The 13,400-nt window shown below is 60.9% G+C and carries 9 protein-coding genes and 1 pseudogene; all 10 read left to right on the forward strand.

Annotated elements, in window-relative coordinates:
- The first annotated feature begins 7 nt into the window (after positions 1-7).
- The 10 genes and pseudogenes from O4H62_RS22565 (at position 8) to O4H62_RS22610 (ending at position 13,345) form a co-directional block, all read left to right on the forward strand.
- Positions 8-1,162 (forward strand): ABC transporter substrate-binding protein, encoded by a 1,155-nt coding sequence (locus O4H62_RS22565; protein ID WP_269391118.1) that lies wholly within the window; start codon positions 8-10, stop codon positions 1,160-1,162.
- A 67-nt stretch (positions 1,163-1,229) separates the two neighbouring features.
- The gene (locus O4H62_RS22570; RefSeq protein WP_269391120.1) at positions 1,230-2,849 is read left to right on the forward strand and encodes an AMP-binding protein; all 1,620 of its coding nucleotides are present in this window, start codon (positions 1,230-1,232) and stop codon (positions 2,847-2,849) included.
- Positions 2,843-6,304 carry an indolepyruvate ferredoxin oxidoreductase family protein gene (locus O4H62_RS22575; protein ID WP_269391121.1) on the forward strand — a complete coding sequence of 1,154 codons (3,462 nt, stop codon included), beginning with the start codon at positions 2,843-2,845 and terminating at the stop codon, positions 6,302-6,304. The genes O4H62_RS22570 and O4H62_RS22575 overlap by 7 nt, the downstream gene beginning before the upstream one ends.
- A gap of 26 nt (positions 6,305-6,330) precedes the next feature.
- Positions 6,331-7,560: an acyl-CoA dehydrogenase family protein gene (locus tag O4H62_RS22580; RefSeq protein WP_269391123.1), complete on the forward strand. Its 1,230-nt coding sequence runs from the start codon at positions 6,331-6,333 to the stop codon at positions 7,558-7,560.
- A complete protein-coding gene (locus tag O4H62_RS22585) occupies positions 7,557-8,576 on the forward strand; it encodes a phosphotransferase family protein (RefSeq protein ID WP_269391124.1) in 1,020 nt (339 codons plus the stop codon). The genes O4H62_RS22580 and O4H62_RS22585 overlap by 4 nt, the downstream gene beginning before the upstream one ends.
- Before the next feature lie 61 nt (positions 8,577-8,637).
- Positions 8,638-9,218: pseudogene (locus tag O4H62_RS22590) on the forward strand (IS6 family transposase).
- A 411-nt stretch (positions 9,219-9,629) separates the two neighbouring features.
- The gene (locus tag O4H62_RS22595) at positions 9,630-10,292 is read left to right on the forward strand and encodes a TetR/AcrR family transcriptional regulator (protein WP_269391125.1); all 663 of its coding nucleotides are present in this window, start codon (positions 9,630-9,632) and stop codon (positions 10,290-10,292) included.
- Positions 10,293-10,590: 298 nt separating this feature from the next.
- On the forward strand, positions 10,591-11,418 hold the full coding sequence (locus O4H62_RS22600) for an ABC transporter ATP-binding protein (RefSeq protein WP_269391126.1): 828 nt from the start codon (positions 10,591-10,593) through the stop codon (positions 11,416-11,418).
- The gene (locus tag O4H62_RS22605; RefSeq protein ID WP_269391127.1) at positions 11,402-12,103 is read left to right on the forward strand and encodes an ABC transporter ATP-binding protein; all 702 of its coding nucleotides are present in this window, start codon (positions 11,402-11,404) and stop codon (positions 12,101-12,103) included. Before O4H62_RS22600 ends, O4H62_RS22605 begins: the two co-directional genes overlap by 17 nt.
- Positions 12,104-12,136: 33 nt before the next feature.
- Positions 12,137-13,345, forward strand: a complete 1,209-nt coding sequence (locus O4H62_RS22610) for an ABC transporter substrate-binding protein (protein WP_269391128.1) — start codon at positions 12,137-12,139, stop codon at positions 13,343-13,345.
- The last annotated feature ends 55 nt before the right edge of the window (positions 13,346-13,400 follow it).

Consider the following 13,400-nt stretch of genomic DNA (forward strand, 5'->3'; position numbering starts at 1 on the left):
GGAAATCATGAAGAATACCATCACCAGAACGCTGAAATATCTCGGCACAACCGCCGCGGCGGCATTGATCGCCACAGCCCCGCTTGCCGCTCAGGAAAAGGAGCCTTTGAAGATCGGCCTGCTCCTCAGCCTCAGCGGTCCCGCCGCACCGTTCGGCATTCCCGAGCGCGATGCGATCCAGACACTGGCCGCCCAGACCAACGCCGAAGGCGGCATCAACGGCCATCCGGTCGAGCTTGTGGTCTATGATGACGCAACCAACCCGACCGAGGCGGCACGTGGCATGCGCCAACTTGCCCTCCAGGACAAAGTCCATGCCGTGATCGGTTCAACCATCGGCAGCGGCACGCTGGCCGCCGCCCCGATAGCGGCACAGGCAAATGTTCCGGTTCTGGCACCCAATGGCACCGATGCGGTGGTTTCGCCGGATCAGAAATTCTTCCCCTGGGTATTCCGGGCGCTGCCTAGCGACAGCCTTATCGGTGAAGCCTTCCTCGCCCGCGCCTTGGAGGGCGGTGCGAAAAAGGTCGCGCTGTTCTATCAGGAAGATGCCTATGGCAAGGGTATGCACGACCGGCTTGAGCATGATGCAGATACGCTTGGGTTCGAGCTTGTTGCCTCGGTCTCGGCCCCGCTGTCGGCGACCGATGTGACGCCGCAAGCGACCCGTATCCGCAACGCCGAACCCGAAGTGGTCCTCATCCAGGCATCGGCCCCGGCGCTCGGTGCCTCCTTCGTGCGCGCCGCCAAGCAGGTGGGTCTCGATGCACAGATCTGGGCACAGGGTGCGCTGGCTCAGCAAAGCTTCATCGACGCCTCTGGCGAGGCCGGTGAAGGCGTGAACCTGATCATGATCGCCAACTGGGCCGACCCGACGCCAGATTTGCAGGAGTTCGCCGATCTGCTGACTGCGGCAGGCACCCCGCCACAGGGCTTTGGCGAGATTCTCGGCGCCAACGCCTATCATGCCATCGTCGCCGCCGCCGAAAAGCTGGACGGAGATTTCAGCGGCCCAGCCCTGCGCGATGCGCTGGAACAGACCTGCGATATCAAGGTCTACACGGCTGGATTCGGCTGTTATAGCGCCGATAACCACGAGGGCTGGACAGCCGAGGCGATGCTTCCGGCCGTTATCAAGGGCGGCAAATTCATGCAACCCTGACGGGTTGCGGGTCCGTGGCGGCACAGGTTGCCACGGACCCAGCCTTGTTTCGCCACGGATGACCGATATGGACCTTCAGCTCGATAACTGGACCCTTGGGCGCGCGCTGGGCGTGCGCGCCGAGTCCGACCCCGACAAGACCTTCATCGACTTTACCAATGGCCCCGGCCTGACCTATGCCGCCGCCCTTGATCTGGCGCAGCGCGTGGCGGGGGGGCTGGATGCCCTCGGTGTGGCGCATGGCGATCAGGTGATCACCATGCTGCCCAATGGGCGCGACGCAATTTCTGCATGGCTTGGTCTGGGGCATCTGGGGGCGGTCGAGGTCTGCCTCAATACCGGCTATCGCGGCCAGCCCCTGGCCCATGCACTCACAATCTGCAAGGCGCGGGTGATGATCCTCGCCGCCGATTACCTCCCCGCCGTTCTTGCGGTCGATCCGGACGCGGCCGGGATTGACCGGCTGATCGTGGTCGGCGATCCGGACCATGCCACCGGCACCGCAACTGTTTCCTGGCAGAGCCTGGTCGCATCCCCGCCGCTCGCCACGCCTCGCCACCCGGTTCGCGGGCGCGATGCTGCCTCGATCCTCTTTACCTCCGGCACAACCGGTCCGGCGAAACCCGTAATCCTGACCCATGCCCAGAACCACCTGACCGCCGCCGAAACAGCCCGCCGGTTTGGCATGGGCGTCTCGGACATCTCCTATTGCTTCCATCCGCTGTTTCACATGGCCGGGAAATTCATGGCGGTCTACGGAACGCTGATCGCCGGGGCCAGCATCGTGCTGGATCATCAGTTCGTCCCCGACCAATGGTCTGAGCGCCTGTGCGAGTACAAGGCGACACTCGCCTATGGTCACGGTCCGATGATCGAGATGATCCATGCCAGCCCGCCTGTCCCCAAAGACAAGCAGAATACTGTCCGCCGTGTACTGGGCGCGCCCTTTCCGGTCCGGATTGCCGAGGATTTCGAAACCCGCTTCGGCCTTGAAGGCATGGAATGCTGGGGCATGACCGAGATCGGCATCGTCACCTGGGCCGAGGCCGGCACTCCACGCGGAAGTTGCGGCAAGGTCAGCGAATTCTACGACCTATGCATCGTCGATCCCGACACCGACGAAGAGCTGCCAGCGGGCCGGACCGGCGAGATCCTCGTCCGGCCGCGCCTGCCCTGGATCACCTTTCAGGGCTACTACGGCATGGCCGAGGCCACCGTTTCGGCCTGGCGTAACCTCTGGTTCCACACCGGGGACATGGGCCGGCTGGAACCCGATGGGCATCTCTATTTCTCCGACCGGGTGAAGGACCGCATCCGGCGGCGGTCCGAGAACATCTCGTCCTTCGAGATCGAAGCCGCCGCGCTCAGCCACGCTGCTGTTGCAGAGGCTGCGGCGGTTGGCGTCGCTTCGCGGTTCGAGGGGGATGACGACGTCAAGCTCTGCCTGGTTGTCAACCCGGACACGATCATCGACCCCGCCGATCTTCTCCGCCATCTGGCCGGGCAGCTGCCGCATTACATGATCCCGCGCTACGTGGATATCCGCGACAGCCTGCCCCGTTCGAACACCAACAAGGTCCGCAAGGCGGTTCTGCGCGCCGCCGGCACCACCTCGCCGATCTGGGATCGCGAAGCCGCCGGGCTCTCCGTGCGTGCACTTTATGAAAAGGACTCCCCCTCATGCTGATGCAGGACGTAACGCTCGACGACAAGTACACGCTCGACCGGGGCCGCGTCTTCGTGACCGGGGCTCAGGCGTTGGCCCGGCTGCCGATGTTGCAGCGCGACCGCGACGTGGCCGCCGGTCTCAATACCGCCGGCTTTGTCTCGGGCTACCGCGGCTCGCCGCTCGGCACCTATGACATGGCGTTGTGGAAGGCCGAAAAACACTTGCGCGCCGCCCAAATCAAGTTCCAGCCGGGGCTCAACGAGGATCTGGCCGCCACCGCGATCTGGGGCACCCAGCAAGTAGGGCTGGGAGGCCGGTCGGACTATGACGGCGTTTTCGGTATCTGGTACGGCAAGGGGCCGGGGGTGGACCGCTCGGGCGATGTGTTCAAGCACGGCAACCTGGCCGGCACGTCACCCCATGGCGGGGTTCTGGTCCTCTTCGGTGATGATCCGGTCGCCAAATCCTCCACAATCGCGCATCAGAGCGAGCCGGGGCTTATCGCCGCCGGCATCCCGGTGTTCGATCCCTCGTCGATCCAGGAATATCTCGATTTCGGCCTGATGGCATTCGCGCTGTCGCGCTATGCGGGGGTCTGGACCGGGATGAAATGCATCACCGATATTGTCGAGGGATCGGCCTCGGTGGCCATCGATCCACTTGCACAGAGCTTTGTCGAGCCGACCGACTTCACTCTTGCGGAGGATGGCGTGCATATCCGCCACTCCGACTGGGCGCTGGATCAGGAGAAACGGCTGGTGCAGATCCGAATGCCCGCCGTGCTCGCCTATGTCCGCGCCAATGGCTGGAACCGGGTGACCCATGCGGCATCCCGGCGGCGGCTGGGGATCGTTGCGGCGGGGAAATCCTGGGCTGATCTGATGGGCGCGCTGGATGAGCTGGATCTCGATGCTGCCGCGCTCGACGCGTTGGGAATCAGCATCTTCAAGCCCGCTGTGACTTGGCCGCTGGAACCGGAAGGCGTCAAGGACTTTGCCAAGGGCCACGATACCCTGCTGGTCATCGAAGAGAAACGCCCGCTGATCGAGGATCAGATCGCCCGCATACTCTATGACGCAGAAAACCGGCCCCGTATTCTCGGCAAACAGGATGACAGCGGTCAGCCTCTGTTCCCGGCTGAGGGCGAGCTGTCGGTGCAGCTTGTCGGCCGCCTTCTGGCCGGTCTCCTGCGTGCTCAGGCAACCGAGGCGCTGCGCCCGCGCCTGGAACGCGCGCTGCAATCCGCGCCGCTGCCACCTACCGCCACCGGCCCACGCATGCCGTGGTTCTGCGCGGGTTGTCCGCACAATACGTCAACCAAAGTCCCCGACGGCAGCCGCGCCTTTGCCGGTATCGGATGCCATACCATGGCGCTTCTGATGCCGAACCGGCGCACCGAGAGCTTTACCCAGATGGGCGGCGAAGGGGCGCAATGGATCGGTCAAGCGCCATTTTCCAAAGACAAGCATGTATTCCAGAACCTTGGCGACGGCACCTATTGCCACTCAGGTTCTCTGGCGATCCGTGCTGCCGTCGCGGCGGAAGTGAACATCACCTACAAGATCCTGTTCAACGATGCTGTCGCGATGACCGGTGGCCAGCCCTCGGACAAACCGCAGACGCCCTGGGGCATCACCCGGCAGGTCGCGGCCGAGGGGGTAAGGACCATCGTCGTCGTCACAGACAACCCGGACGCCTATCCGCATGGTACTCCCTGGGCCGAAGGCGTGACTATCCGTCACCGAAGCGAGATGGACGCGGTCCAGCGCGAGTTGCGCGATGCCCAAGGAACCTCGGTCCTGCTTTATGACCAGACCTGCGCGGCCGAGAAACGGCGGCGGCGCAAGCGTGGCACCTATCCCGATCCGGCCAAGCGTATCTTCATCAACCCGGCGGTTTGTGAGGGCTGCGGCGATTGCGGCGTGAAATCCAACTGCGTCGCGGTGCGCCCATTGGAAACCGAATTTGGCCGCAAGCGCCAGATCGACCAATCAAGCTGCAACAAGGATTTCTCCTGCGTCAACGGTTTCTGCCCCAGCTTCGTCACCGTCCATGGCGCCGAGCCAAAGAAACCCGACACGGCAAGATCCGATACGGCCGGCCTGCTGGCTGAGGTGCTTGCCTCACTTCCGGCCCCGGACCTGCCTGAGCTTCAAGGCGACTACAACATCCTTGTCACCGGTATCGGGGGAACAGGCGTGGTGACCATCGGAGCACTCTTGGGGATGGCGGCGCATCTGTCGGGCTTCGGCACCTCAGTGCTCGACCAAACCGGCCTGGCGCAGAAGAACGGCGCGGTGTCCAGCCATGTGCGGCTGGGCCCGGACCCCGACGCCCTGCATGGTACCCGCATCCCGGCCGGACATACCGATCTGGTGATCGGCTGCGACATGGTGGTGGCTGCCGGTACCGATGCCATGAAACTCTATGGTCACGGCCGGACCCATGCTGTGCTGAACGATCACCTCACTCCGCTGGCCAGTTTCGCGCTCGACCCCGACCAGCAGCAGGAAAGCCAGCCGATGCTGACCTCGCTTTCGCTGATGCTGGGAGCGGATATGGTTCTGCCCACTGCGTCGTCGCGGCTGGCCGAAGCGCTGTTGGGCGACGCGATCTATGCCAACCCCTTCCTTTTGGGCTTTGCCTGGCAGAAGGGCCTGATCCCGCTTGAGCGTAACGCGTTGGAGCAGGCGATCCGGTTGAACGGCGTGGCGATCGAAAAGAACCTGAACGCCTTCGGTTGGGGCCGTGTCGCCGCCGAGCAGCCCCAGCGCATTGCCGCACTGACAGGTCCTGCGACGGAGGCCGTGCCGGTCCTGCCGAAAACGCTCGATCAGCTTGTCGCGCATCGCCACAAGCATCTGACCTCTTATCAGAACGCCGCGCTTGCCGGCCGCTATGCCAGCAGGGTGGAGCGGGTGCGCAAGCTGGAAGCGCAGTTGCTGCCAGGGCAAGAGGATCTGGCACGGGCGGTGGCCTGGAATTATGCCAAGCTGCTGGCCTACAAGGACGAATATGAAGTGGCGCGGCTCTATGCCGACCCCGCGTTTCGCAAGAGCCTGGGCGAGACCTTCGCGACCCCGAAGAAGCTGACCGTGCATCTGGCCCCACCGCTCCTGGCCAAACACGATCCCGTCACGGGGGAGCCGCGCAAGCGCGAATACGGGCCCTGGATGCTGCGCAGCTTCGGGCTGCTGGCCAGTCTGAAGGGGTTGCGCGGCACACCACTCGACCCCTTCGGGCGCAGCGAGGATCGCAAGTTGGAGCGAAAGCTGATCCGCGATTACGAGGCCGCGCTCGATGCGCTGGAGGCCGGGCTGACTGCCGAAACGGCTGCGGATTGGCTTGCACTTCTGTGCCTGCCCGAAAAGATCCGCGGCTTCGGCCCCGTCAAGCTGCGTTCTATCGCGGCACAGGCCACGGAACGCGCCAAACTTGAACAAAAGCTGGGCCTCGCCCCGACCGCCGCATAAGACCGCGACACTGACAGGAGACTGAAATGGACTTTGAACCAAGCGCCAAGGTGCAGGACCTAAGCGCCAGAGTGCGGGAATTCATGGACACCCATGTCCTGCCGCAGGAACATACCTTTGCACAGCAGGTGCAGTCGAAGGAGACGAAATGGACCACACCGCCGATCCTTGAGACCCTCAAGCAGAAGGCGCGGGAGGCGGGTCTGTGGAACCTGTTTCTGCCCGACCCCGAAATGGGTGCAGGTCTGAGCAATCTGGAATACGCACCGCTGGCCGAGATCATGGGCCGGGTCTGGTGGGCGGCCGAGGTCTTTAACTGCAACGCACCCGATACGGGTAATATGGAGGTGCTGCACGATTACGGCAGTGCTGCGCAAAAGGAGCGCTGGCTGAAACCGCTGCTCGCCGGCGAAATCCGCTCGGGATTTGCGATGACCGAACCCGATGTGGCCTCCTCCGACGCGACCAATATCGAATGCGAGATCCGGCGCGAGGGCTCCGAATATGTGATCAACGGGCGGAAATGGTTTACCACCGGGGCGATGCGGGACAATTGCGAAATCCTGATCCTGATGGGCAAGACCGATCCGGACAATCCGAAACGCCACGCCCAGCAATCCATGATCCTGGTTCCGCGCAACACGCCCGGCGTGCGCATAGTCCGACATGTGATGACGCTGGGCTATGACGATGCCCCACTTGGCGAACCCGAAATTGTCTTCGAAAATGTCCGCGTGCCGGCGGACAATATCCTGCTCGGCGAAGGTCGTGGATTCGAAATTGCGCAGGGACGCCTGGGGCCGGGACGGATCCACCATTGCATGCGGCTGATCGGCGGTGCACAGCGGGCGCTGGAGCTTATGCTGGACCGGGTCGAGAGCCGCACGACGTTCGGCCGCCGATTGAGCCAGCACCAGTCGATCCGGGAGGATATCGCACGCTCGTGGTGTGAAATCGAACAGGCCCGGCTTTTGACTCTGAAAGCAGCCGCCAAGATGGATCGCCATGGCAACAAGGGCGCGCGCGACCTCATCGCAGCGATCAAGATCGTGGCACCCTCGATGGCGCAGACCGTGATCGACCGGGCGATCCAGATACATGGCGCCAAGGGTTTGACCGAGGATCTGCCGCTGGCCGAGTTGTTCAACTATGCCCGTCAGATCCGCCTGGCGGATGGGCCGGATCAGGTGCACATGATGTCGCTTGGCAGTCAGCTGGTCAAAGCCTGGCATGCATCCTCCGGAGCGCAAGGATGACCCTTTCGCAATCCGAAGCAGCGCAGCTTGCCTCCTATCTGGAAAAATCCGTTCCGGGATTCCGGAGCATGACACATATCGGGAAATTTTCGGGTGGCCAGTCGAACCCGACCTATCGCGTGGACGCCGCAAGCGGGCGCTATGTGTTGCGCAGCAAGCCGAGGGGAAAGCTGCTCCAGTCCGCCCACGCGGTGGACCGCGAATACCGGGTGCTCGCTGCTCTGCGGCAGACCGAGGTGCCAGTGCCCAAAGTGCTGCATCTGTGTGAAGACCCCGAGGTTTTCGGCAGCATTTTCTACGTGATGGAGTTCCTCCACGGCCGCGTCTTCTGGGACCCTGCGCTTCCGGAGCTATCGGTCGATGACCGCAGCACGGCCTATGATGACCTGAACCGGCTTCTGGCGGCGATTCACACCGTCGATCCCGAAGCCGTCGGGCTTTCCGATTTCGGCCGTCCCGGAAATTACTTCGAACGTCAATTCGCTCGCTGGTCGAAACAGTATCGCGCTACGGAAACCGAAACCATCGACGAGATGGAGGAGCTGATCGGCTGGCTTCACACCAACATGGTACCCGATGACGGCCGCATCTCCCTTGTGCACGGGGACTACCGGATCGACAATGTGATGTTCGCGCCTGACGCGCCCCGCGCCATTGCCGTTATGGATTGGGAGCTTTCCACACTGGGCCACCCCTTTGCCGATCTGGCCTATCAGTGCATGCTCTGGCGCTGGCCCGGCCACACTGTCTTCAAAGGGTTGGGTACGGCTGATCTCTCCACCCTCGGCATTCCGGAAGAGCAGGCCTACATCGACCTCTATTGCAGACGCACCGGCATCAGCGGCATCGACAACTGGCCGTTCTACCTGGCTTTCGGTCTGTTCCGATTGGCATGTATTGCACAAGGGGTCAGAAAACGCGTTGACGACGGCACAGCAAGCAACAAGAAAGCTGATGAAATCGGCCAGTTGGTGCGTCCTCTTGCCAATTGTGCGAATGATATTCTCAACTCATAGCCTTCTCTGGGCGGCATCGTAACGTTAACCCCGCGGCGATTGGCCTGTGCGATTTTGCGGCATGACTCAAACCGTACGTGGTCCCCTTTATCGCCACCACCGGCTCCCAGCTGAAGTGATTGTCTGCCGTCTGGCTTTATCTTTGTTTCCCGCTCAGCTTGCGGATGGTCGAAGACTTACCGGCGGCGCACGGGATGACTGTCCCGCACCAGACAGTTGGCCTTTGGGCCGAGAAATTCGGTTGCTACTTGCCAATGAAATCCGGCGGCGTTCAGCTGGAAAGCTTGCCGAGAAATGGTACCTTGATGAGGTCGTCATCTCCACTGGCGGCGAGGAGTATTGGCTGTGGCGGGCCGCCGATCAGGATGGCTTCGTTCCGGATGTACGGGTGCAGGGCCGCCGCAAGACCAGGGCCGCCAAACGTCTGATGCGAAAGCTTCCGAGAAGACAGGGTCATGCGCCACGCGTTATGATCATCGATAGGCTCCAATCCTACGGCGCAGCCAAACGCGCCATCATGCCCGACATCTCCAGCGTTTCGTCTCCATCCATGATTCAGTCTCCAAGCTCTTCCACAGTCCACGCCACTATGTTGCGTCCGACCATCATCGTGAGCTGAGAACCGCAGCCATGCAAATATGAAACGAGATCGCTCGCCCGCAAACTGCGTGAGAGGAAGCGGTGCATGCCAGCTTTGACCGTAGCCCTTTAACTTTACGGTACCGCTGCACTTAATCGGCAGAATGCCGGCAGCCAAATTTTCAAATTACCTGCATATGCGATGAGGTTCTTGGAACTTCACGAGCATTCTCTGATTAGGCCCGCAGAGCGTATGAATTCATCGGCGTCTGTTGATCCAACTCCAAGGGTCAACTCCATGCCTGGCTCACTTCTGTGTAGAAATCGACACCTCATACTAAACCTCAGCTTGGGGGTACTCAAACGAAAAGCGCTCGCGTATATGCAGAGACAGCGATTTGCATGTTTGACGTTTCGTCTCCAGGTTCGAACAGATATGACACTACTCGCAAATGACATATCGGGGAGGGTGCCATGACGTCATGGAAAAAGGCGGTGCCGACGGCAGCCGAGCAGCGGGAACTCAAGAAGGACGCCCTCTTGAGGCAGGCCGCATTTGCATTCCGAACGAATGGCTATCATGGGACCTCCCTGACCGACATTGCCGACGCATTGGGAATCAGCAAGCCGACGCTCTACTATTATGTGAAGAACAAGCAGGATTTGCTTTATCAATGCCACCTGGCGGCATCGGAACAGGCGCTGGATTCTGTCTGCCGTGAGATGTCGTTCAATGCGCTGGAGAGAGTCTGCCGGACGATGTCGGATTATGTCCGCTCGATGATCTCCGAAGAGAGCTACAGCGTCATTATCCTTGAAGAGAAGTCCCTCAAACCCCAGCAACTTGCGTATGTCATCGAATGTCGCGACCGGTTCCAGGCCGAAGTAATCGATATGATCGGTCAAGGCGTGAAGGAAGGCACGATTGTGCCTTGTGAACCGAAGTTCGCAGCTTTCTGTGTCTTTGGCACGGCCAACTGGGTGACCAAATGGTACCGGCCCGGCGGGTCCTGGCAGGTCGACGAAATTGCCACGGCAATCGGTGATTTTACCCGCAGCGGGCTTTCCGCTCAGCCGGTGCCGCCAGGTTTGACGGCTTTGTTCGGTCTTGCCGGGCGATCCGAAAACTCACGCTGACATTACTCGCACGTTAATTGCGCAAGGTTTCTCCGGCCTGATGTTTCGGCATCGGGTTTGCCGCGTAGTGCCTGAAGGCGTGGTGGATCGGAATTTCGGGAAACCTAACGCATTGAATATAAACGAATAAATTCATCGTGCCGCGACGCATGCTACTTTGAAATAAAAATTTCGACTTTGAAGTCGATAAACCTAATCAAGAGTTGACATAACGTTTGATATGTATGAATGTGCCGATCATGCGTCGGGGAGTTGACGTTTTGACGTGAATTCACGCCATACGAGGAGGAGGGCGAGGGTGGCCACTTCAGGTTTGAGAGAGAGGCCATTGGGCTCGGGTGACAAAGGCAATAAGCCTCTGGTCAGTGCGCTCGCGGTCGACAAGAATTACGGCGGTGTTCAGGCCCTCAAGAGCGTCACGTTTGACATAAGGTCGGGTGAAATTCTTGGTCTGATCGGGCCGAACGGATCGGGCAAGTCAACCTGTGTCAACGTTCTTTCAGGGGCGGTGCGCCCGTCTTCGGGGCAGATCTTGCTGGAAGGCGTTGATACCGGACAGATGTCCGTCGACGCGATCGTATCCCGCGGCATGGTCCGTACTTACCAGGCGACACAGATTTTTCCGGAATTCTCCGTGCTCGACAATGTGTTGCTCGGCTGCCATTCGCGCCGGACCGTTTCCCCCTTGTCTGCGGTGCTGCGCACACCTGCTGCGCGCAGCGAAAACAACACCATGATTGCGAATGCGATGTCGGCGCTTGAAGCGGTGCGGCTTGACCAGCGGCCGGAGCAGATTGCTTCGACCCTGTCCGCCGCCGATCAACGGTTGCTAATGATTGCGGTGATGGTCGCCGCGGCACCCAAGGTGATCCTGCTCGACGAGCCGGCGGCCGGTATGGTTTCGAGCGAACGGCAGGCATTGGCTGACGTTATCCGGATCCTGCCGTCTAAGGGGATCAGCGTCATGGTGATTGAGCACCACATGGGGCTGATCATGGATGTGTGCGACCGCATTGTCGTGCTGAATTTCGGTCAGAAAATCGCCGACGGGACCCCGGCGGAAATCCGGAATGATCCTGCAGTGATCGAAGCTTATTTGGGACATCGCGATGCTGACCGTCACTAACCTGCGAATTGCCTATGGCGGCGCTGAAGTCGTTCATGGCGTTTCCCTTGAAGTCGGAGAGGGCGAATGCGTCGCCTTGATCGGCCCGAACGGTGCGGGCAAATCCAGTCTGCTCAAGGCTGTTTGCGGCCTGATCAAGCCCACCGCCGGCAACATTGTTTTCGAAGGCGCGGACATCACCGGTATGGCCGGGCATGAGGTTGCGCGCCGCGGCATTGCCATGTGCCCGGAAGGCAGGCAGATGTTTCCGGAAATGACCGTAATGGAGAACCTTCGCCTCGGTGCCTATCGCCGCCGGAAAGAAGACATCTCCGCGGAAATCGAAGAGGTGATGACCCTGTTTCCGCGTTTGCGCGAACGCGCATCCCAGATGGCGGGAACCCTTTCCGGCGGTGAACAGGAAATGGTGGCCATCTCCCGGGCACTGATGGCCAAGCCGCAGCTTTGCATCTTTGACGAGCCTTCGCTCGGCATCGCCCCGAAAGTGGTCGACGAGATCGAAGACACGCTCGTGAAAATCAAGGCGCTTGGTGTCACCGTGCTGCTTGTCGAGCAGGCGGTCTCCATGGCGCTTCGCGTCGCCGATCGCGCATATGTGCTTGAGGCAGGCGAAGTGGTTGCGGCCGGGACATCCGCGGAGATGTCAAGCGATCCCAGAGTGCAGCGCGCCTATCTTGGTGCCTGAAGACGAAATGTTCAACTTGAGGAGGAGACCCAAATGAACAGATTATGCATGCTTGCCGTAACGACCGCGCTGGCGCTGTTGCCGCAGATGGCGACCGCGGCAGAGAAAACACTGACGGTTGGAGTCAGTGATGCCCTGTCGGGTGGAGGTGCTGTTTATGGCGAACCGCAAAGGCGCGCAATCAATCTCGCCATCGAGCAGATCAACGCCGGCGGTGGCGTGCATGTGGGTGAGGATACCTACAAGCTCAAAACCATCGAGTATGACGACAAGGCTGATCCGACCGAAGCGACAAATGTAGCTCGCAAGCTGATTGACCGCGATGGCGTCAAGTTCCTGATGGGCTATTGCTGCTCGGCGTCGACAGGTGCGGTGGCATCGATCATTGGACGCGAGGATGTCATCATGCTCGTGGGCACCGCTGGTGCGCGCGCCATCACGGCTGCCGGCAATGACAACGTATTCCGGACCCGTCCTCCGGGTGACTATTCCGGCGCTGCCGCCGGCCGCTTCATCGCCAGCAAGGGGGTCAAGCGCCTCGGTGTTCTCGCGACCCGCGATGTCGCACTTTTCACCCAGTATCGTGACGCATTAATCGAAGCCTTCGAAGCCGAAGGTGGTGAAGTCGTGGCGCTGGAGACCTTCGGCGGTCAGGATCGCGACATGAGCGCCCAGTTGACCAAGCTGCGCGGGCTCGAGCCGGATGGCTATTTCATCTCAGGCTATGTCGAGCAAGTGGCCTTCGCCTACCGCCAGGCTTATGAACTCGGCATCACAGCGCCGCGGTATGGCTTTTCCGGCGGCAGCGCAGAACAGTTTCTCAGCGTAGCAAGCAGCGAAGCCCTGGAAGGCGTCTGGGATCTGATCGCCATCGAATTCAATGCTGATGCGCTGGGTGATACCGCCAAGGCATATGCGAAAGCCTACGAGGAGCGGTGGGATGCCTACCCGACCCCGAACAGCGCGTTTGCCTATGACCAGGTCTATGTCCTGCGTGACGCCTTGGAAGCCGCCGGCACGGTCGAGCTCGATGACGTGAAGAAGGCGCTCCGCAATCTCGCTGTGCCGGAAGAGACCGTTCTCGAATACCTGCCGGTCGACGGCAAGATGTTCGACCCCAAGGGGCAGGCCTACATTTCGAATGGTGCGTTTCAGTTCCACAACGACAAGTGGGACTTCGTGACCAAGCTTCCGTCGGACTCCGCCGCCTATTCGGCCTACTTCCAAACGATCACCAAGTAACAGGTCGGCTTTAGCCGTGCGCTAAATACGGGTGTGCGATCCATTTCGCACACCC

This window comes from Parahoeflea alexandrii, from assembly GCF_027214025.1.
Classification (GTDB): domain Bacteria; phylum Pseudomonadota; class Alphaproteobacteria; order Rhizobiales; family Rhizobiaceae; genus Hoeflea; species Hoeflea alexandrii_A.

What these genes read in the sequence shown, in the direction of transcription:
- O4H62_RS22565 (WP_269391118.1), top strand. Translation starts at nt 8, where the DNA reads ATGAAGAATACCATCACCAGAACGCTGAAATATCTCGGCACAACCGCC.
- O4H62_RS22570 (WP_269391120.1), top strand. Translation starts at nt 1,230, where the DNA reads ATGGACCTTCAGCTCGATAACTGGACCCTTGGGCGCGCGCTGGGCGTG.
- O4H62_RS22575 (WP_269391121.1), top strand. Translation starts at nt 2,843, where the DNA reads ATGCTGATGCAGGACGTAACGCTCGACGACAAGTACACGCTCGACCGG.
- O4H62_RS22580 (WP_269391123.1), top strand. Translation starts at nt 6,331, where the DNA reads ATGGACTTTGAACCAAGCGCCAAGGTGCAGGACCTAAGCGCCAGAGTG.
- O4H62_RS22585 (WP_269391124.1), top strand. Translation starts at nt 7,557, where the DNA reads ATGACCCTTTCGCAATCCGAAGCAGCGCAGCTTGCCTCCTATCTGGAA.
- O4H62_RS22595 (WP_269391125.1), top strand. Translation starts at nt 9,630, where the DNA reads ATGACGTCATGGAAAAAGGCGGTGCCGACGGCAGCCGAGCAGCGGGAA.
- O4H62_RS22605 (WP_269391127.1), top strand. Translation starts at nt 11,402, where the DNA reads ATGCTGACCGTCACTAACCTGCGAATTGCCTATGGCGGCGCTGAAGTC.
- O4H62_RS22610 (WP_269391128.1), top strand. Translation starts at nt 12,137, where the DNA reads ATGAACAGATTATGCATGCTTGCCGTAACGACCGCGCTGGCGCTGTTG.